Source organism: Streptomyces sp. NPDC002793 (genome assembly GCF_040295485.1).
Classification (GTDB): domain Bacteria; phylum Actinomycetota; class Actinomycetes; order Streptomycetales; family Streptomycetaceae; genus Streptomyces.
Map to the genome: position 1 here is coordinate 15,609 of NZ_JBEOVL010000013.1, position 18,870 is coordinate 34,478.

15 protein-coding genes and 2 tRNA genes are annotated in these 18,870 nt (G+C 68.2%); 12 read left to right on the plus strand and 5 right to left on the minus strand.

Going from position 1 to position 18,870, the window contains the following annotated elements; genetic code table 11:
- Positions 1-34: 34 nt before the first annotated feature.
- A complete protein-coding gene (locus tag ABT001_RS15010; RefSeq protein WP_351276843.1) occupies positions 35-1,267 on the minus strand; it encodes a GNAT family N-acetyltransferase in 1,233 nt (410 codons plus the stop codon).
- Positions 1,268-1,372: 105 nt separating this feature from the next.
- Between ABT001_RS15010 and ABT001_RS15015 the strand changes: the two genes are divergently transcribed.
- The gene (locus tag ABT001_RS15015) at positions 1,373-2,518 is read left to right on the plus strand and encodes a PP2C family protein-serine/threonine phosphatase (protein ID WP_351276845.1); all 1,146 of its coding nucleotides are present in this window, start codon (positions 1,373-1,375) and stop codon (positions 2,516-2,518) included.
- Positions 2,519-2,664: 146 nt separating this feature from the next.
- On the opposite strand, the gene ABT001_RS15020 is transcribed toward ABT001_RS15015, so the two are convergent.
- Positions 2,665-3,843 carry a cation:proton antiporter gene (locus ABT001_RS15020; RefSeq protein WP_351276848.1) on the minus strand — a complete coding sequence of 393 codons (1,179 nt, stop codon included), beginning with the start codon at positions 3,841-3,843 and terminating at the stop codon, positions 2,665-2,667.
- 153 nt (positions 3,844-3,996) lie between these two features.
- Between ABT001_RS15020 and ABT001_RS15025 the strand changes: the two genes are divergently transcribed.
- Positions 3,997-4,497 (plus strand): HD domain-containing protein, encoded by a 501-nt coding sequence (locus ABT001_RS15025; RefSeq protein WP_351276851.1) that lies wholly within the window; start codon positions 3,997-3,999, stop codon positions 4,495-4,497.
- Between the two features lie 48 nt (positions 4,498-4,545).
- Here ABT001_RS15025 and ABT001_RS15030 read toward each other — a convergent pair whose 3' ends face one another.
- Positions 4,546-5,706: an acyltransferase family protein gene (locus ABT001_RS15030; RefSeq protein WP_351276853.1), complete on the minus strand. Its 1,161-nt coding sequence runs from the start codon at positions 5,704-5,706 to the stop codon at positions 4,546-4,548.
- A 478-nt stretch (positions 5,707-6,184) separates the two neighbouring features.
- Between ABT001_RS15030 and ABT001_RS15035 the strand changes: the two genes are divergently transcribed.
- Positions 6,185-6,379 (plus strand): hypothetical protein, encoded by a 195-nt coding sequence (locus ABT001_RS15035; RefSeq protein WP_069172794.1) that lies wholly within the window; start codon positions 6,185-6,187, stop codon positions 6,377-6,379.
- Between the two features lie 230 nt (positions 6,380-6,609).
- On the opposite strand, the gene ABT001_RS15040 is transcribed toward ABT001_RS15035, so the two are convergent.
- Positions 6,610-6,683 (minus strand) — tRNA-Gly (locus ABT001_RS15040).
- Positions 6,684-6,862: 179 nt separating this feature from the next.
- Between ABT001_RS15040 and ABT001_RS15045 the strand changes: the two genes are divergently transcribed.
- From ABT001_RS15045 to clpX, 5 genes are all read left to right on the plus strand, one after another.
- A tRNA-Pro gene (locus ABT001_RS15045) sits at positions 6,863-6,939 on the plus strand.
- Between the two features lie 150 nt (positions 6,940-7,089).
- Entirely contained in the window at positions 7,090-8,505 is a 1,416-nt protein-coding gene (gene tig, locus ABT001_RS15050) for a trigger factor (protein WP_351276856.1), read from the plus strand.
- Between the two features lie 282 nt (positions 8,506-8,787).
- Positions 8,788-9,393: an ATP-dependent Clp protease proteolytic subunit gene (locus ABT001_RS15055; protein WP_351277207.1), complete on the plus strand. Its 606-nt coding sequence runs from the start codon at positions 8,788-8,790 to the stop codon at positions 9,391-9,393.
- Between the two features lie 67 nt (positions 9,394-9,460).
- Positions 9,461-10,144 (plus strand): ATP-dependent Clp protease proteolytic subunit, encoded by a 684-nt coding sequence (locus ABT001_RS15060; protein WP_030122564.1) that lies wholly within the window; start codon positions 9,461-9,463, stop codon positions 10,142-10,144.
- A gap of 156 nt (positions 10,145-10,300) precedes the next feature.
- Positions 10,301-11,599 carry an ATP-dependent Clp protease ATP-binding subunit ClpX gene (gene clpX, locus ABT001_RS15065; protein ID WP_351276859.1) on the plus strand — a complete coding sequence of 433 codons (1,299 nt, stop codon included), beginning with the start codon at positions 10,301-10,303 and terminating at the stop codon, positions 11,597-11,599.
- A 747-nt stretch (positions 11,600-12,346) separates the two neighbouring features.
- Here the strand turns inward: clpX and ABT001_RS15070 are convergent.
- Entirely contained in the window at positions 12,347-13,309 is a 963-nt protein-coding gene (locus ABT001_RS15070) for a hypothetical protein (protein WP_351276862.1), read from the minus strand.
- Between the two features lie 137 nt (positions 13,310-13,446).
- On the opposite strand from ABT001_RS15070, the gene ABT001_RS15075 reads away from it, so the two are divergent.
- From ABT001_RS15075 to ndk, 4 genes are all read left to right on the plus strand, one after another.
- The gene (locus ABT001_RS15075; RefSeq protein WP_351276864.1) at positions 13,447-16,068 is read left to right on the plus strand and encodes a valine--tRNA ligase; all 2,622 of its coding nucleotides are present in this window, start codon (positions 13,447-13,449) and stop codon (positions 16,066-16,068) included.
- A gap of 123 nt (positions 16,069-16,191) precedes the next feature.
- Positions 16,192-17,715, plus strand: a complete 1,524-nt coding sequence (folC, locus tag ABT001_RS15080) for a bifunctional tetrahydrofolate synthase/dihydrofolate synthase (RefSeq protein WP_351276866.1) — start codon at positions 16,192-16,194, stop codon at positions 17,713-17,715.
- 3 nt (positions 17,716-17,718) lie between these two features.
- Positions 17,719-18,087, plus strand: coding sequence for a DUF4233 domain-containing protein (locus ABT001_RS15085; RefSeq protein WP_351276868.1), 369 nt, complete (start codon positions 17,719-17,721; stop codon positions 18,085-18,087).
- A gap of 86 nt (positions 18,088-18,173) precedes the next feature.
- Entirely contained in the window at positions 18,174-18,587 is a 414-nt protein-coding gene (gene ndk, locus ABT001_RS15090) for a nucleoside-diphosphate kinase (protein WP_351276870.1), read from the plus strand.
- Positions 18,588-18,870 lie beyond the last annotated feature (283 nt).

Genomic DNA, 18,870 nt, shown 5'->3' on the forward strand with positions numbered 1-18,870 from the left:
CCAGGGGTTACGGGACAGCCCTGAGGGCCGGGACTCAGAAACCGTGCGGGCACCACGGCTGCACGTCCGAGGAGAACGCGAGCGCGGCCCCGTCCAGCGCGCCCGGCCGCGTCTCCCGCACCTGCCCGGCGGCCGCAAGCGTCGTGAGCGACACCCCGCCCAGGTAGGCGGCCCCCAACGCCGACACGGAGAGGGCCAGTTCGGGCTCGTCATCCGTCCGTCGGCAGACGGCTGCGCCCTTCGCGTCGGCGGTCAGCCGCCAACGCCCCGCGTTCCACGGGCAGAAGGTGTCCTCCACCTCCAGCACCACGTCGACCGGCGTCCGGTAGGTCCGGGCCTCCAGCGCCGCGCCCAGCTCGACCAGCCGCACGTACAGCCCGTCCCGCAGCCGTACGTCGCAGCGCCGGACGTCGGAGACCATCCGGAGCACGGCGTCGTCCGCCGGCCGGTTGTGGCACTCGACCACCGACATCAGATCGATCCCGAACAGGAAGCGCCACAACGCCGCGTACGAGGCGGGGTCGAGCGCCGCCAGGTCACGCACCGCCACCGTGCCCCGGGGACTGGCATCGTCCCAGGACGGCCGTAGGCTGAACGTGGCGTACCCCGTCACCTCGCCGTCCCGCTCCGCGAGGACGCACTGCAACGGGGAGCCTCCGTCCCGTCCGCTCTCCGGGTCGCTCACGGGCATCCGCTCCCAGCCCGGTCGGCGCAGGGGCGTCCCGGGCCGGGTCTCCGCCAGCCGCGCGTACACCGCCTCGCAGGCGTCGAGCGCCTCCGGCGGGGAGGACCGGCGGACCCGCACCGTGTCCGTGCCCGGGGGGAGGGCCAGGCGGACCCGGGAGGTGTCGATCCGCAGGTTCATCTCCGCCGTGGCCGCACCGTAGCCGAACCGTCCGTAGATGCCGGGCTCCGACGCCAGCAGCACCGCGAGCGGCTCACCCCATGAGCGGACGTCGTCCAACTGGCGCCGCATCATCGACGTCAGCAGTCCCCGCCTGCGGTGCGTCGCTGCCACGCTCACCATGGTGACTCCCGCGGCGGGGACCGCCGCGCCGCCCGGCACGGTGACCCGGAAGTCGTGGGCACCGGCCGTCCCCACGCACTCCGCACCGTCCCAGTGGCCGATGGCGCGCTGCGGCTCGGTCAGCGCCGCGTACAACTCGCGCTTCTCCGGGGAGAGCGGAACGCCGCCGAAGGCCAACTCGGCGCAGCCGAGCCAGGTGTCCCATTCCGACTCCGACAACCTGCGCAATTCCGTGGTCATGCACCCTGCTTACCAGGAACGAACCACCCAGGGCGACCCACTTTCGAACACATTGCCACGAGGTCCCCCTGCACCGGAGGCCGTCGGATGGATAAGGTCCCGACAATGGCACGTCGCAGAGGACCAGACACCTACCCCGCCCGGTGGCGCCGATCAGCGCACCGGGCGCGCATCGCGCTGCGCAGATCCGGTGTCGACTACTTCCGCGGTGACGGCTCCGACTGGATAGCCCTGGCCGGTCTGCTGGTCACCATCCCGGTGATCACCTGCGGCACTCTGCTCGACCCGGTGTGGTGCTCACCGGCCGCCCTGGCCCTGCCGATCGTGGCGGGCGGTCTGCTGCTGCGGCCGGCCAGTCTGCTGAGTCTCTACGCGACCGCGGCCGCCGCCCTGATAGTGGAGTCCGTCGTCCTCGGCCCCTACGCGGAAGGCCCTGCCCGGGTCACCCCGGGCACCGTCCTGGTCGTAGCGGCCTGCGGCTTGTTCGGTCTGGTCATCGCCCAGTTCCGGGCCAGGGTGGGGGTGCCGTGGCGACGCGGCGGCACGATGCTCTTCGACCTGCGCGAGCGGATCCGGGTCCAGAGCGCGCTGCCCAGGCTTCCCGAGGGCTGGCACCGTGAGATGGCGCTCCGCCCGGCCGGCGGCCAGTCCTTCTCCGGCGACTTCGTCGTCGCCGCCCGCACCAACGGCGGGCGCACCCTGGAGGTCGTGCTCACCGACGTCTCGGGCAAGGGCATGGACGCGGGTTCCCGCGCCCTGCTGCTGTCCGGAGCCTTCGGCGGACTCCTGGGATCCCTGCCGCCGAACGGCTTCCTGCCCGCGGCGAACGCCTACCTGTTGCGCCAGGACTGGGACGAGGGCTTCGCCACCTCCATCCACCTCGTGCTCGATCTGGAGTCCGGCGACTACGAACTCCTCTCCGCCGGACATCCCCCCGCCCTGCAACTGCACTCGGGCAGTGGCCAGTGGGAGGAGCAGGCCGCCGAGGGCCCCCTGCTGGGTGTCTACGACGGGGCGGAGTTCGACGCCGTGAAGGGCTCACTGGCGCCCGGCGACGTCCTGATGCTCTTCACCGACGGTCTGGTGGAGGCGTCCGACCGCGACATCTCCGACGGCATCGACCGCCTGACCGGGGAGGCCGACCGCTATGTGGCGACGGGCTTCGAGGGCGCGGCCTGGCATCTGATCGAGGCCTGCGCGAAGGACGTCAACGACGACCGTGCGCTCCTGCTGCTGTCCCGTCGTCCCTGAACCGTACGGAAGCGGTTGAAACGGTACAGGCGTCAAGCGGGACGTTCGCCGCTCACCCGAACGTGAGATCTTTCCGGGGATGTACCGGGTACACGGGCCCGCCCCCGCACCCGGTACATCCGTCCGGTGTTCGTCGCGCACGCTCCTCAGACGGGTACCGCCTCTTTGTCGGCCTCCCGGTCCCGCGTACGCCCTCCGGGCAGGATCCGGGCGAGCCAGTGCGAGCGTCCGGCCGCCAGTGGGGAGAGGACGGCGAGGAGCAGTACGTACCCGGCGATGAACGGGGAGAGCCGTTCGTCCAGGCCCGCGGCCGCGGCCATCGTGGCGAGGATCAGCGCGAACTCACCGCGCGCCAGCAGCGTCGTGGAGATGTTCGCCGTGGCCTGCGGCCCGAAGCTGTAGATCCTGGCCGAGACCATCCCGGCGAAGACGTTCATCGCGACGGTCACGGCGACGGCCGCGAGGACCGGCCAGACCACGCTCGGAAGGTCGCCGGGGTTGATGGACAGTCCGAAGGCGAAGAAGAAGATCGCACCGAACGCGTCACGCAGCGGATGCACCAGCTTCAGGATGCGGTCGCCCGACGAGGTGCTGCCGAGCATCAGACCGACCATGAACGCGCCGATCGCGTCGGCGACACCGAACCACTCCGAGACCCCGGCCACGAAGACGGCGGCACCGAGGAAGGAGATGACGAGCAGCTCGTCGTCCTTGGTGTCGAACAGCTTGCCGATGACCTTCGTGCCGAACCTGGCCAGGAGGGCGAGCAGCAGCAGGAACCCGAAGGCCTTGCCGCCGTCGAGCACCGCCGCCCCGAGACTGTCCGCACCGGACAGGATCGGCTGCAGGGCGGCCAGGTAGAGGGCGAGGAAGACGTCCTCGACGACGATGATGCCCAGGATGGGCCGCGTCTCGGGATTGCCGATCCGGCCGAGGTCGACCAGGACCTTCGTGACGATGGCCGACGACGAGATGCCGAGCACACCCGCGAGCACCAGCGCTTCCGAGGTGCCCCAGCCCAGCGCGAAGCCGAAGCCGAGACCGGCGCCGACGTTCAGAGCGAGGTAGGCGCCGCCGGCGAGCGCCATCTTGCGCCCGCCCGTCTTCAGGTCGTCCAGGTGGAATTCGAGGCCGAGGTAGAAGAGCAGCAGCACCAGACCGAGCGCGGAGAGCATCTCCAGGTCGTGCGGGTCGTCGAGAAGGACGACCCCTGGTGTGTGTGGGCCGAGCAGGATCCCGGCAAGGATGAACAGGGGGATGGTCGGTAGTCCGATGCGTCCGCCGAGGCGGGCGAGGACGGCGGCGGCGAGGAACGCGCCCCCCATGGCGATGAGCGTGTCTGCGTGTCCGATGAGCCCGTCTCCTTCATGTCGGTCAAGAGTGCGTCAAGGAATCGTCAGTAATTAGTTTACCGAACGATCCGGGCCGCAGGTGTGGACCCCTCGAAGGAGCGAGGTTCTCCGGCGTAGAGTCGGCCCATGCCGATGCCGCATCTGACCCTGGCCCAGGTGGAGACGATCGCCCGAGAGGCCCATCGCGGGCAGACCGACAAGGCGGGGCGCCCCTACACGGAACACCTGGCCGCGGTGGCCGAGGGGGTGCGGGTCCGCGGCGGCGACGAGGAGCAGCGGGCCGCGGCCTGGCTGCACGACGCGGTGGAGGACGGAGCCCTGCCCCGGCAGTGGCTGGAGGAGGCCCCGTTGACCCGGCGGGTCAAAGACATGGTCCTTGCCGTCACCAAGCGGGACGGCGAGGACCTCCGCGCCTACACCGGGCGGATTCTCGCCACGCCCGGTGCGTTGCTGATCAAGGAGGCGGATCTGGCGCACAACGCGGACCCGGACCGGCTCGCGGTCCTGGAGCCGGCCACCCGTACCCGGTTGACGGCGAAGTATGCGCAGGTGCGCGGCCTGTTGGGGCTCGACGGGGGTGCGAGGGCCGACCAACGGCGGGATCAAGCCAACCCCGGAGCGGGCTGACGTCCGGACGGGACCGGCCCCCTCGGAAGGGGGCCGATCCGGACAGGCTCAGCGCTTGGCGGGGTTCCGGCGGAACGCCCAGTTCATGTCCGGCTCGGTGGCGAACCGCAGCGCGCGCCGGACCGGTGGGGAGCACAGCAGGGTCACGGCGGCGGCCGCGACGACGGAGACGGCGACGAGACCCGCGGGGCCCGAGAGCCACTCGTAACGGTCGAACAGGCCGTAGTACCCGGCGCCCTTCACCAGGAAGCCGTGCAGCAGGTAGCCGCAGATCGTTCCGGCGCCCAGCACGGTGAACCACATGTGGCGGCGCGGCACCCAGGCGAGGAACGCGACCGTGAGCAGCAGCGCGCATCCGAACATGGCCAGGGTCATCACGGGCCCCGTCCACCACTGGAAGTCCATCTCCTGGGCGCTGTTGCTGCGGTAGAACCAGCCGAGCCGCATGTGCGGCGCGGCCCAGTAGGCGAAGGCCAGGGCTCCGGCGAACAGCGGCAGGGACAGCAGCCGCACCTCCCGCCGCCGGACCAGCTGGAAGTGCTCCGGCTTCATCAGGAGGCCGAGCACGAAGAACGGCAGGAGCTGGCAGACGCGCTGCAGGTCCAGGTCGTCGGTGATGCCGGGTGTCACCGAGGCGAGCATGGCGATCACGAGGGCGACCGGGAGCGGGTGGCGCAGCGACTGCCACAGGGGGGTGGTGACCCGCCAGATGAACAGGGCGATCAGGAACCAGGTGAGGAACAGCGGATCGAGCAGGGTGATGTCCGTGGCGTCGCCGCCGGCGTACCGCTTGAAGAGCGAGTACGCGGTCTCGAAGAGCACGTAGGGCACCACGACCCCGGTGACGAGCCGCTTCACCTTGGCCGGGCTCATGTCGAACGACCGCGAGAAATAGCCCGAGACGAGGATGAACGCCGGCATGTGGAACGTGTACACGACCATGTACAGCGCCCGCGTCGTACGGCTGCCGTCCATCACCGGCTCCCACGCGTGGGCCACGGCGACGAGCACGATCGCGAGGTACTTCACATTGTCGAAGTACGCGTCACGGCGCTTGGCCGGTACGGGCGTCCCGGTGCGGGCCGGCGCGGTCCGGGAGGCGGGGGAGGGCGCCCCCGGGGCCGTCAGGGTCTGCTCGTGTCTCGGCTCCGACTCCCGGCTCTCCGGGGTGATCGGGGCCCGCTGAATTTCACTCGGAGCTTTGGACATCTGCTGCACCATAGACCCGCCGATCGGCCTGCGTAAAACCCCCGAGGGATATTGCGTGTTCCCGGCCATTCGGAAGTCAAACCGTCGACGATCGCCCGTTAGGTGATGATTCATCCCGTTTAAATGGTGCATATCGGCGGGAGGTTGGTGAGAGTGAAATTCGTCGCACGAACTCCTGGCATTTCGCTGTGAATGAAGTGTGGGGATATAGAAACGATCACATCGATCGATATTCGAACTACCTTGCGCACAGCGGAGGCACAGGAAATGCGCGGCCCGTGCTGCCGCCGTCGAGCGCCCGTCCCGCGCCGGAGCGCACCCGGCGCGCGCGGGCGCGAGGTTGGCGGAATCCCGCCGTCCCGCCCCATCACCCGGCAGCAAGCACAGGGGAGTTGGTGGCACGATGGGCGCGACGGGGGTGTGCTGGGCCGCACGCCGCCGGGCCGGCAAGGCGGACCGACCAAGGGTGTGATCAGTCGTGGCCATTTCACTGTCTGTGGTGCTTCTGCTGGGGATCGTCCTGGTGGTGTTCATCCGCGGCGGATCCCTCAAGGGAGGGCCGGCGGTCGTCGCCGTGCTCTTCGGCTTCTTCCTCGCCTCGACGGGCATGGCGCCGTCCATCAACAGATTCATGAACTCGATAGCCGACACGATCAACCAGATCAGCTTCTGACGCCCGCGCGCGTACGGGCGTCCGCCCCCGGCCCGGCGATGCCGGCCGGGCGCGCACGCATGTCCTCGCACGCCGAGCGCCCGGAAAGCCGTCGAGCGGAAGGACGGTCATACCCGCCTGCGCCATGACCCATCAGCGAGAGGCCGGCCGGGCCGCCGGGCGGTGACGAGTACCGGAGAAACCGGAAGGGCCGGTCCGGAGGATCACTCCTCCGGACCGGCCCTTCCGTATGGAGCGGGCGACGGGAATCGAACCCGCGTAGCTAGTTTGGAAGACTAGGGCTCTACCATTGAGCTACGCCCGCAAGCACCGCACCACGGGCCTCGTGGACCGCGGTACGGACAGCATCGTAGCGGGTCGGGGGAGGTGCGCGCACACCCGTATCGGCGTGCTCCCACCGGTGCGCGGTGACGAGCTCGGTGCCGGACCGGGCGAAGCGGCCGAAGCGAGGCCCGGCGGCATGTACCCTACGTGTCGCACCGACGGGGTGTGGCGCAGCTTGGTAGCGCGTCCGCTTTGGGAGCGGAAGGTCGTCGGTTCGAATCCGGCCACCCCGACCACCAGCAAGATCGCATTGTGGGAGTCCTCCCCCTTGCCGTTACTATGCAAATTGCGTGCCCGTGTGTCTGATGTACCGGGCTCGATCCGCGAAGCCGCCTCTCGGCGGCCCAGCAGAACCCAAAGAAGTCAGCCACCAAGGAGACCGAACCGTGAAGAGCGCCGTGGAGACCCTGAACCCGACTCGGGTTCGGCTCAGCATCGAGGTGCCCTTCGAGGAGCTCAAGGACAGCCTCGACGCGGCGTACAAGAAGATCAACCAGCAGGTCACGGTGAAGGGCTTCCGTAAGGGCAAGATCCCCAACCGCGTCATCGACCAGCGGTTCGGCCGTGGTGCTGTGCTGGAGGAGGCCGTCAACGACGCCCTTCCGAAGTTCTACACCGAGGCTGTCAACGAGGGTGAGCTCAACGTTCTGGGCCAGCCCGAGGTTGACATCACCGAACTCAAGGACGGCGAACTGCTGGCCTTCACCGCCGAGGTGGATGTCCGTCCCGAGATCGAGATTCCGGACTACTCCGGCATCGAGGTCACCGTGGACGCACTCGAAGTCACCGAAGAAGAGATCGACAAGGCCGTGGAGCAGCTCCGCGAGCGCTTCGCCTCGACCGACCCGGTCGAGCGCGCCGCCGCCGAGGGCGACGTCGTGACGATCGACCTGGAGGCCAAGGTCGACGGAGAGGTCCTCGAGGACGGCGTGGCCGCGGGTGTCTCGTACACCATCGGTTCCGGTGAGCTCCTCGAAGGCATCGACGAGGCCGTGACCGGCCTGGAGGCCGGTGGCGAGGCCACCTTCACCTCCGAGCTGAAGGGCGGCTCCGCCGAGGGCAAGGAAGCGGAGGTCACCGTCAAGGTCACCGCCGTATCCTCGCGCGAACTGCCTGAGCTGGACGACGACTTCGCGCAGATGGCGAGCGAGTTCGATACGCTCGCCGAGCTCCGTGAGGACAGCCGCAAGCGCCTCGAGAACACCAAGCAGTACGACCAGGCCACCCAGGCCCAGGAGCGTGTCCTCGAGGAGCTGCTGAAGCTGGCCGAGGTCCCGATCCCCGAGAAGCTTCTCGCGGACGAGGTCCAGACCCGCAAGCACAACCTCGAGCACCACCAGCTCGGCCAGATGGGTCTCGACCTCGAGAAGTACCTCGAGATCCAGGGCAAGACCCTGGAGGAGTTCGAGAACGAGACCTCCGAGCAGGCGATCAAGGGCATCAAGACCCAGTTCATCCTTGACGAGCTCGTCAACAAGGAGAAGCTGAACGTCAACCAGGAGGAGCTCACCGAGCACCTCATGCGGCGTGCGCAGTCCTCCGGCATGAGCCCCGACCAGTTCGCCCAGGCCGTCGTCGAAGGCGGCCAGGTGCCGATGCTCGTCGGCGAGGTCGCCCGCGGCAAGGCGCTCGCCGTCGTCGTCGAGGCCGCCAAGGTCGTCGACACCAACGGTGAGGTCGTCGACCTCGAGGACGAGGAAGAGGCAGGGGACGCCACGGAGGCGGCCACCGAGACGGTCGAGGCCGCCGAGGAGACCACCGAGGCAGCCGACGAGAAGAAGGACGAGAAGAACGAGGCCTGAGCCTCGCTCCGCTCGCTGATCTGATCCTCACGGCGGGCCCCGGACGTATCACGTCCGGGGCCCGCCGCCGTATCGCCCGCGCCCCGGGCAACCCGGGAACCCTTGTGCGGACTGCTCACCTTGCGCTCCCAGCGAACAGTTGGGGAAGCGGGATGGCGTTGTCCCACCTGCGCGTTAGGGTCCATGAAGAGGAAGGGTCGGGTAGTCCCGGCCCACCCGGTACGAAGACGCTGAGACGGCCGGAGCCGTCAGAGACGAGCAGGTGGATACGTGACGAATCTGATGCCCTACGCCGCCGGAGAGCCGTCCCTCGGTGGAGGCCTCGGTGACCAGGTCTACAGCCGACTGCTCGGCGAGCGCATCATCTTCCTCGGCCAGCAGGTCGACGATGACATCGCCAACAAGATCACCGCACAGCTTCTGCTCCTTGCCGCGGAACCCGACAAGGACATCTACCTCTACATCAACAGCCCCGGTGGCTCGGTGACGGCCGGCATGGCCGTCTACGACACCATGCAGTACATCCCGAACGACGTGGTCACCATCGGTATGGGCATGGCGGCCTCGATGGGCCAGTTCCTGCTCACCGGTGGCACGGCGGGCAAGCGCTTCGCGCTCCCGAACACCGACATCCTCATGCACCAGGGTTCGGCCGGCATCGGCGGCACGGCCTCGGACATCAAGATCCAGGCGCAGTACCTGCTCCGTACGAAGACGCGCATGGCCGAGATCACCGCCCGCCACTCCGGCCAGACCGTGGAGACGATCATCCGCGACGGCGACCGCGACCGCTGGTACACGGCGGAGGAGGCCAAGGACTACGGCCTCATCGACGAGATCATCTCGGCCGCGTCGGGCATCCCGGGTGGCGGCGGCACCGGGGCCTGATCCGGGCGTGCACCACCCCGCACCCTCTCGTACGCCGAGACCTCCAGCCCATATGAACGCCACCAGGATGGTGAAGACCCACATGAACAACTTCTCCGGCGCCTCCGCGAGCGGCCTCTACACCGGCCCGCAGGTGGACAACCGCTACGTCGTCCCGCGCTTCGTGGAGCGCACCTCGCAGGGTGTGCGCGAGTACGACCCGTACGCGAAGCTCTTCGAGGAGCGCGTGATCTTCCTCGGCGTCCAGATCGACGACGCCTCGGCCAACGACGTCATGGCGCAGCTGCTGTGCCTGGAGTCGATGGACCCGGACCGCGACATCTCGATCTACATCAACAGCCCCGGCGGCTCGTTCACCGCGCTCACCGCGATCTACGACACGATGCAGTTCGTGAAGCCGGACATCCAGACGGTCTGCATGGGCCAGGCGGCCTCCGCCGCCGCCGTCCTGCTGGCGGCGGGCACCCCGGGCAAGCGCATGGCGCTCCCGCACGCCCGTGTGCTGATCCACCAGCCGTCCTCGCAGACCGGCCGCGAGCAGCTCTCCGACCTGGAGATCGCGGCCAACGAGATCCTGCGGATGCGCACCCAGCTCGAGGAGATGCTGGCCAAGCACTCCACGACCCCGCTGGAGAAGATCAGCGAGGACATCGAGCGCGACAAGATCCTTACCGCTGACGACGCACTGGCGTACGGTCTGGTGGACCAGATCGTCTCCACCCGTAAGACCACCGCAGGCGCGTCCGTCTGACGTCGGTCTTTCCCCTTGGCACATTCCGTTTCCACGGCCTCGGCCGTGTGAACCGTGCCAAGGGGGGCCCGAACGGGGGGCCAGGCAAGGTACCGTCGGATAGAGGCACCAGGAGCCGCTGAACCAGGCTGCTCCCAGGCGAAGGGGAAGCACCTCGTGGCACGCATCGGTGATGGCGGCGACCTGCTCAAGTGCTCGTTCTGCGGAAAGAGCCAGAAGCAGGTGAAGAAGCTCATCGCGGGACCCGGTGTGTACATCTGCGACGAGTGCATCGATCTCTGCAACGAGATCATCGAGGAGGAGCTCGCCGAGACCTCCGAGGTGCGGTGGGAGGAGCTCCCCAAGCCGCGCGAGATCTACGAGTTCCTCGAGGGGTACGTCGTCGGGCAGGAGCCCGCGAAGAAGGCCCTCTCGGTCGCTGTGTACAACCACTACAAGCGGGTCCAGGCCGGGGAGAACGGCGGCGGCGCGAATCGCGAGGACGCGATCGAGCTCGCCAAGTCCAACATCCTGCTGCTGGGCCCCACGGGTTCCGGCAAGACGCTCCTCGCGCAGACGCTGGCCCGCATGCTCAACGTCCCGTTCGCCATCGCGGACGCGACGGCGCTGACGGAGGCCGGCTACGTCGGCGAGGACGTCGAGAACATCCTGCTGAAGCTGATCCAGGCCGCTGACTACGACGTCAAGAAGGCCGAGACCGGCATCATCTACATCGACGAGATCGACAAGGTCGCCCGCAAGAGCGAGAACCCGTCGATCACGCGCGACGTCTCCGGCGAGGGCGTCCAGCAGGCCCTGCTGAAGATCCTGGAGGGGACGACCGCCTCCGTACCGCCGCAGGGCGGACGGAAGCACCCGCACCAGGAGTTCATCCAGATCGACACGACGAACGTGCTGTTCATCGTGGGCGGTGCCTTCTCGGGCCTGGAGAAGATCATCGAGTCGCGGGCCGGCGCCAAGGGCATCGGCTTCGGCGCGACGATCCGTTCCAAGTTGGAGATCCAGGCGAGCGACCAGTTCCAGGAGGTCATGCCGGAGGACCTGGTGAAGTTCGGGATGATCCCCGAGTTCATCGGCCGTCTGCCCGTGCTGACCTCGGTCCACAACCTGGACCGCGAGGCGCTGCTGCAGATCCTGATCGAGCCCCGCAACGCGCTGGTGAAGCAGTACCAGCGCCTGTTCGAACTCGACGGTGTGGAGCTGGAGTTCGAGCGGGAGGCGCTGGAGGCCATCGCCGACCAGGCGATCCTCCGCCAGACGGGCGCGCGCGGTCTGCGGGCCATCATGGAGGAAGTCCTCCAGTCCGTGATGTACGACGTACCGTCCCGCAAGGACGTGGCGCGCGTGGTCATCACCCCGGACGTCGTCCGCAACAACGTCAACCCGACACTGGTCCCGCGCGAACCGCGCACGATCGGCAAGAACGACGGCGGTCGCCACGAGAAGTCCGCGTAGCGACGGCGACAACGACACACACGAAGGGGCGCCCGGCCGACGGCCGGGCGCCCCTTCGTGTGCGCCTCGCAAAGTGAGCGGGGCGATCACGTAGTCGTTGCCCGCGGTCGGGGAACTTGGGGAGCAGACCCGTGGAAGGCATTTCCGTCAAAGTGAACAGGTGAAGGCTGAGATCAAGCCAAGGTTGCGACATTACTCGATCAGTAGATCGAATTTTTGATTTACTTTCGGTTCAGATGAATCACGCTCAAGTATGAGGTTGTTATGAAGATGCTTAAAGTTCGAAATCTTGTTGCTGTCGTCAGTGTAGTTGTCGGGGCGATTGCGCTTCCGGTCGCCGCTGCAGGAGTGGCTAATGCGAGCCCGCAGCGGTGTGAAATATCAATGCACAACAATGGATACATCGTTGGCGCCAAGGTGAAGGCGGCTTGTTCCCTCGCGGACACCAGCGCGAGTAGTCCGTTGGCCGCCCTGCACCGGGCGTTGTGTCAGCAGCAGATGCTGGACCTCGGGGTAAAGAGCCAGGACGCTTACGCCGCCTGCTTCTCGTACTAGAGTGGTGGGTCGCTGGCCATGAACTCTCCGGTTTGGAGGGTTGGGTGGGCTAAGGTTACAGTGCCCCCGCCCTGTGGTAACGACCGTACGCACAATTCGGCCTCCATCATCAATATATTCAGATGGTGGAGGCCGAACTGTGCGTACGGAAGTCAGAGCGTCTAACCGAACGGACCCTCTGATTTCTTGCAGCTAGACCTTGGTGCGGGAATTGTTATACAGCTTGGCGGCGAGGGTGGCCACGTCGTTCTGGGGCATGGACTTGCCAGCCAGCAGTGCGCCGCGGTCGGCGCCCACGACGATCGCCAGGGTGCTGTGGTCGGACCACACACAGACGGGTGTGACGATTTCCTTAGGCCCGTTCTCGGGTGTGCCGTCGCTGTCCTTGTTGATCACCTTGGCGGTCCGGCACTTCATCAGCGCGCCTTCGAAGCCGTCGGGTTCAACGGCCTCGGCATCGCCGACGAACGTTGCGTCATCACCCTGCCCCGCCTGCTTGGGATCGCTGAGGGCGAGGTCGAGGGTCTTCGCGGGGTCGTTGATCTCGCCCCAGTAGCCCGTGAACCCGAGAGCCTTTGCCACCGCCTTGGCGTCACCGCTCAAGTATGTGGCGTTCACACGGTTCGCGTTCTGGATCCCCAGGGCCTCGGCCTGGGTCTTGGTAGTGCCCGTCAGGGCGGTGGACTTCGTTGGCGCTGCCCTTTTGTAGTCGTCCACCGAAGCGGCCGGCGTCAGCTTGTACCCCTTGGTGGAGTCCGCCACTTCGCCGCTGCTGCCCGACGTCAGGAAGTACACCCCGCCCGCGACGACGGCCAGCGCCACCACGGCCGCGCCGATGATCAGCCCCGTCTTCTTCTTCGGGGCGCCCTGCTGCGGAGGCATGCCGGGGTAGGCCTGCTGCCCGCCGTACGGCGGGGCGGGCGGCTGCTGGCCGTACGGGCCAGGCTGCTGGCCCTGCGGGTAGCCGTAGCCCTGCGGGGGCTGCTGCTGCGGCGGGACGCCCTGAGGGGCCTGCTGCGGGTAGCCGTAGCCCGGCTGGCCCTGCGGCGGACCCTGCGGCGGCAGACCGCCGTACGGGCCCGGCTGCTGGCCGTACGGTCCGGGCTGGCCCTGCGGCGGCTGCTGACCGTACGGGCCCGGCTGGTTGTAGCTCATGGCGCTGTCCCCTCCAGAATGCTTATGCGTTGCGAACATCCTGACGGAAAGGGCTCTTGCGCAGGGCATCGCAGCTCACACCGTTACCGAACAAACCGGTTTCAGTGCACGACTGTGACGGCCCTAAACTGTCCCCCGTGACCGAGAACACTCAGCAGCAGACAGCAAGCAACCCCGAACTGCCGACCCAGTACGCGCCGGCCGAGGTGGAGGGGACGCTGTACGAGCGCTGGGTAGAACGTGGGTATTTCGAAGCCGACGAGCACAGCGACAAGCCGCCGTACAGCATCGTCATCCCCCCGCCGAACGTCACCGGCAGCCTCCACCTGGGGCACGCCTTCGAGCACACCCTGATCGACGCCCTCGTCCGCCGTAAGCGGATGCAGGGCTTCGAGGCGCTGTACCAGCCGGGCATGGACCACGCGGGCATCGCCACCCAGAACGTCGTCGAGCGCGAACTCGCCAAGGAGGGGAAGTCCCGCCACGACCTCGGCCGGGAGGCGTTCGTCGAGCGTGTCTGGCAGTGGAAGAACGAGTCCGGCGGCCAGATCTCCGGCCAGATGCGCCGTCTCGGCGAGGGCGTCGCCTGGTCACGTGAACGCTTCACGATGGACGAGGGCCTGTCCAAGGCCGTCCAGACCGTCTTCAAGCAGATGTACGACGACGGGCTGATCTACCGCGCCGAGCGCATCATCAACTGGTGCCCCCGCTGTCTCACCGCGATCTCCGACATCGAGGTCGAGTACCAGGAGGACGACGGCGAGCTCGTCTCGATGACGTACGGCGAGGGCGACGAGACGATCGTCGTCGCCACCACCCGCGCCGAGACGATGCTCGGTGACACGGCGGTCGCCGTCCACCCCGACGACGAGCGCTACAAGCACCTGGTCGGCAAGCAGATCAAGCTGCCGCTCACCGACCGCACGATCCCCGTCGTCGCCGACCACCACGTCGACCCGGAGTTCGGCACCGGTGCCGTCAAGGTGACGCCCGCCCACGACCCGAACGACTTCGAGATCGGCAGGCGCCACGACCTGCCGTTCCTCACGGTCATGGACGAGCGGGCCGTCATCACCGTCCCCGGTCCCTTCGAGGGCCTGGACCGCCTGGAGGCTCGCTCCGCCATCGTCGCCGCCCTGCGCGCCGAGGGCCGGATCGTCGCCGAGAAGCGCCCGTACGCCCATTCCGTGGGCCACTGCTCGCGCTGCAAGACGACCATCGAGCCGCGTCTCTCCCTCCAGTGGTGGGTCAAGGTCGAACCGCTCGCCAAGGCGGCCGGCGACGCCGTCCGCGACGGCCGCGTCAAGATCCACCCGCAGGAGATGGAGAAGCGGTACTTCGACTGGGTCGACAACCTCCACGACTGGACGATCTCGCGCCAGCTCTGGTGGGGCCACCGCATCCCCGTCTGGTACGGGCCGAACGGCGAGGTCGTCTGTGTCGGACCGGACGACGAGGCGCCCACGGGTGAGGGCTGGACGCAGGACAGCGACGTCCTGGACACCTGGTTCTCCTCCGGCCTGTGGCCGTTCTCGACGCTCGGCTGGCCCGAACAGACCGACAGCCTCGCGAAGTTCTATCCGAACTCGGTCCTGGTCACCGGCTACGACATCCTCTTCTTCTGGGTCGCCCGGATGATGATGTTCGGCCTGTACGTCAACGACGGCGTCCCGCCGTTCGGCACCATCGTCCTGCACGGCATGGTCCGCGACGAGCACGGCAAGAAGATGTCGAAGTCCTTCGGCAACGTGGTCAACCCGCTGGACTGGATGGACAAGTACGGCTCCGACGCCCTGCGCTTCACCCTCGCGCGCGGCGCCAACCCGGGGACCGACGTCCCGATCGGCGAGGACTGGGTCCAGGGCTCGGCGAAGTTCTCCAACAAGATCTGGAACGCCACCCGCTTCGCCCTGATGAACGGCGCCACGATCGAGGGCGAACTGCCGTCCGCCGACGAGATGTCGGTGACCGACCGCTGGATCCTGTCGCGCCTGGGCAAGACGGTCGCGGACGTCGACGCGTACTACGACGACTTCCAGTTCGCCAAGATCAGCGAGTCCCTGCGCCACTTCGCCTGGGACGAGGTCTTCGACTGGTACGTCGAGTTGTCCAAGACCACCTTCTTCGCGGGCGGCCGCCCGGCCGAGGTCTCGGGCCGGGTCCTCGGCGAGGTCCTGGACGTGATGCTGCGGCTGCTGCACCCGATCGTCCCGTTCGTCACGGAGGCGCTGTGGACCGCGCTCACCGGGCGCGAGTCGATCGTCATCGCCGAGTGGCCGGGTGACTCCGGCTTCCGCGACGAGGCGGCCGAGAAGGAGATCGAGCTCGTCCAGCAGGTCGTCACCGAGGTCCGCCGCTTCCGTAACGACCAGGGCCTCCAGCCCGGCCAGAAGGTCCCGGCCGAGCTCACCCTGACCGGCACGGCGCTCGCCCCGCACGAGGCGGCGATGCGTCAGCTCGCGCGGCTCCAGCCCGCCGGCGAGGGCTTCCACGCCACCGCCACGCTGCCGGTCGCCGGTGCCACCGTCGCTCTCGACCTCTCCGGCACGATCGACGTCGCGGCCGAGCGCAAGCGCCTGACCAAGGACCTGGAGGCCGCTCGGAAGGAGAAGGCCCAGGCCACCGGCAAGCTGGGCAACGAGGCCTTCCTTGCCAAGGCCCCGGACAACGTGGTCGACAAGATCCGCGGCCGGCTCGCCAAGGCGGAGGCCGACATCGAGCGGATCTCCGCCCAGCTGGCGAACCTGCCCGCGGCCTGATCATCTGATCACGGAGCCCCCGCACCCCCGACCGACCGGGAGTGCGGGGGCTCCGCCGTGCCCGGAGGGGGCGGGGCGCCGGGCGCTGCGCGCGATGTCCGCGGCCATCCGTAGACTGGCCCTGTGAGTGAGCCCCGCCCTTCAGACCGGCACGACGCGTCCGATCCCGACGACACCTTCGCGGAGATCGTCGACGAAGAGACCCAGCGCGACCCCGACCTGGCGGTGATCGAGGCCGGGAGCCGCACACTGCGCACCCAGTCGGGCCCGCCCCAGGGTGAGGCGGTCCCCGATCGCCCCGCCGACCCCGAGACCGACCGTGCGTTGCGCGAGGTGGAGCAGGAGCTCGCCGGACGCTGGGGCGAGACCAAGCTCGAACCCTCGGTGACCCGTATCGCCGCCCTGATGGACGTGCTGGGCGAGCCCCAGCGTGCCTACCCCTCGATCCACATCACGGGGACGAACGGCAAGACCAGCACGGCCCGCATGATCGAGGCGCTGCTGAGCGCCTTCGAGCTCCGCACCGGCCGCTACACCTCCCCGCACGTCCAGTCGATCACCGAGCGGATCAGCCTGGACGGCGCCCCGATCGAGGCCGAGCGCTTCGTCGAGACGTACAACGACATCAAGCCGTACGTCGAGATGGTCGACTCCCAGCAGCCCTACCGGCTCTCGTTCTTCGAGGTGCTGACGGGCATGGCGTACGCGGCCTTCGCCGACGCGCCGGTCGACGTCGCGGTCGTCGAGGTCGGCATGGGAGGCACCTGGGACGCGACGAACGTCATCGACTCCACGGTCGCCGTCGTCACCCCCATCTCGCTGGACCACACCGACCGCCTCGGCTCCACGCCCGCCGAGATCGCCGGTGAGAAGGCCGGCGTCGTCAAGCAGGGCGCGACGGTGATCCTGGCGCAGCAGCCGGTCGACGCCGCGCAGGTCATGCTGAAGAAGGCCGTCGAGGTGGACGCCACGGTCGCCCGCGAGGGCATGGAGTTCGGCGTGGTCTCCCGTGAGATCGCGGTCGGCGGCCAGCTGCTGACCCTCCGGGGCCTGGGCGGCGAGTACGACAACATCTTCCTTCCGCTCTACGGGGCGCACCAGGCGCACAACGCGGCGGTGGCGCTCGCCGCCGTCGAGGCGTTCTTCGGTATCGGCGCGGAGCAGGCCCGCAGCCTCGACGGGGACGTGGTCCGCAAGGCCTTCCTCTCGGTGCTCTCGCCGGGCCGGCTGGAGGTCGTCCGGTCGAGCCCGACCGTCGTCCTGGACGCGGCGCACAACCCGGCCGGCGGTCTGGCCGCCGCCGAGGGGATCTCCGAGGCGTTCAGCTTCTCCCGGCTGATCGGCGTCGTCGGCGCCAGCGACGGCAAGGACGTCCGGGGGCTCCTCGAAGCCTTCGAGCCGATCTTCGCCGAGGTCGTCGTCACCCAGAACTCCAGCCCGCGAGCCATGGACGCGGACGCGCTCGCCGCGGTCGCCGTCGAGGTCTTCGGCAACGACCGCGTGCAGGTCGAGCCGCGCCTGGACGACGCGCTGGAGGCGGCGATCACCCTCGCCGAGGAAGAGGCCGAATACGCGGGCGCCGGTGTCCTGGTGACCGGATCCGTGATCACGGTCGGCGAGGCCCGGCTGCTTCTGGGAAGGCGCTGACCCGTGCGTATGCTCTGCGCCTCGACGCTGATCGGTGAGTTCTTCGTCATCGGCTTCGCCGGACTCGTGGCGATGAAGTCCGACGACCTCTCCATGGCTACGGTCTGGACGGTCTGCGGCATCGGCATGCTGCTGTCCGTCCTGCTCTGCGGTGTGATCACCCGGCCGGGTGGCGTCCAGCTGGGCTGGGGTCTGCAGATCCTGCTGGTGCTGAGCGGCTTCTTCGTGCCGATGATGTTCATCCTCGGCCTGCTCTTCGGTGCCCTGTGGTGGGCCTCGGTGCACTATGGCCGACGGATCGACGAGGCCAAGGCCCGGTGGGCGGCCCAGGCCGAGGCACAGGAGAGCACGGAGGCTCCGGCCCAAGGATGACGCGGAGTAAACCCGGCCGTAGGGCCGTCCGCGTACCCCTGTAATCTCGCCCTCACCCGCACCGAACAGCCCGCAAGGAGCCGCACATGACTCAGCGCACCCTCGTCCTTCTCAAGCCCGACGCCGTCCGGCGTGGGCTGATCGGCGAGATCGTCGGCCGCATCGAACGCAAGGCCGGCTGGACGATCACCGCGCTGGAGATGCGCACGCTCGACCAGGAGACCCTGGAACAGCACTACGGCGAGCACAAGGGCCGCCCGTTCTACGAGCCGCTCGTCGAGTTCATGGCCTCCGGCCCCGTCGTCGCCCTGGTGGCCGAAGGCGAGCGGGTCATCGAGGGCGTCCGTGCCCTGGCCGGCCCGACCGACCCGATCGCCGCCGCGCCCGGCTCGATCCGTGGCGACTTCGGCACGATCACCCGGGAGAACCTCATCCACGCCTCGGACTCCGAGGAGTCCGCAGAGCGAGAACTGAAGCTGTTCTTTCCCGGACTTTCCTGACTTCGGCTCCGCCAAACAGCGCTCATGACCTGGGGCGACCGAAGTAATTCGGTCGCCCCTCGGCATAGGGTCACGTATCGCGGGAACGCATCCCACCGACGTAACGTCACCATGGGTGGAACGGGCTACTGTTCCACTCGCAAAGGCGAAGGACCCTCGCGCTGTGTCCGTGCATACGGCACTACGATGGAAGCCTCCACGCCCGCAGCGCCAACCCTCGCCTACCTGGAACAAGCCATTTTCAGCTTCCTGGGAAGGCCCGACGCATCCTCATGGGGAACAA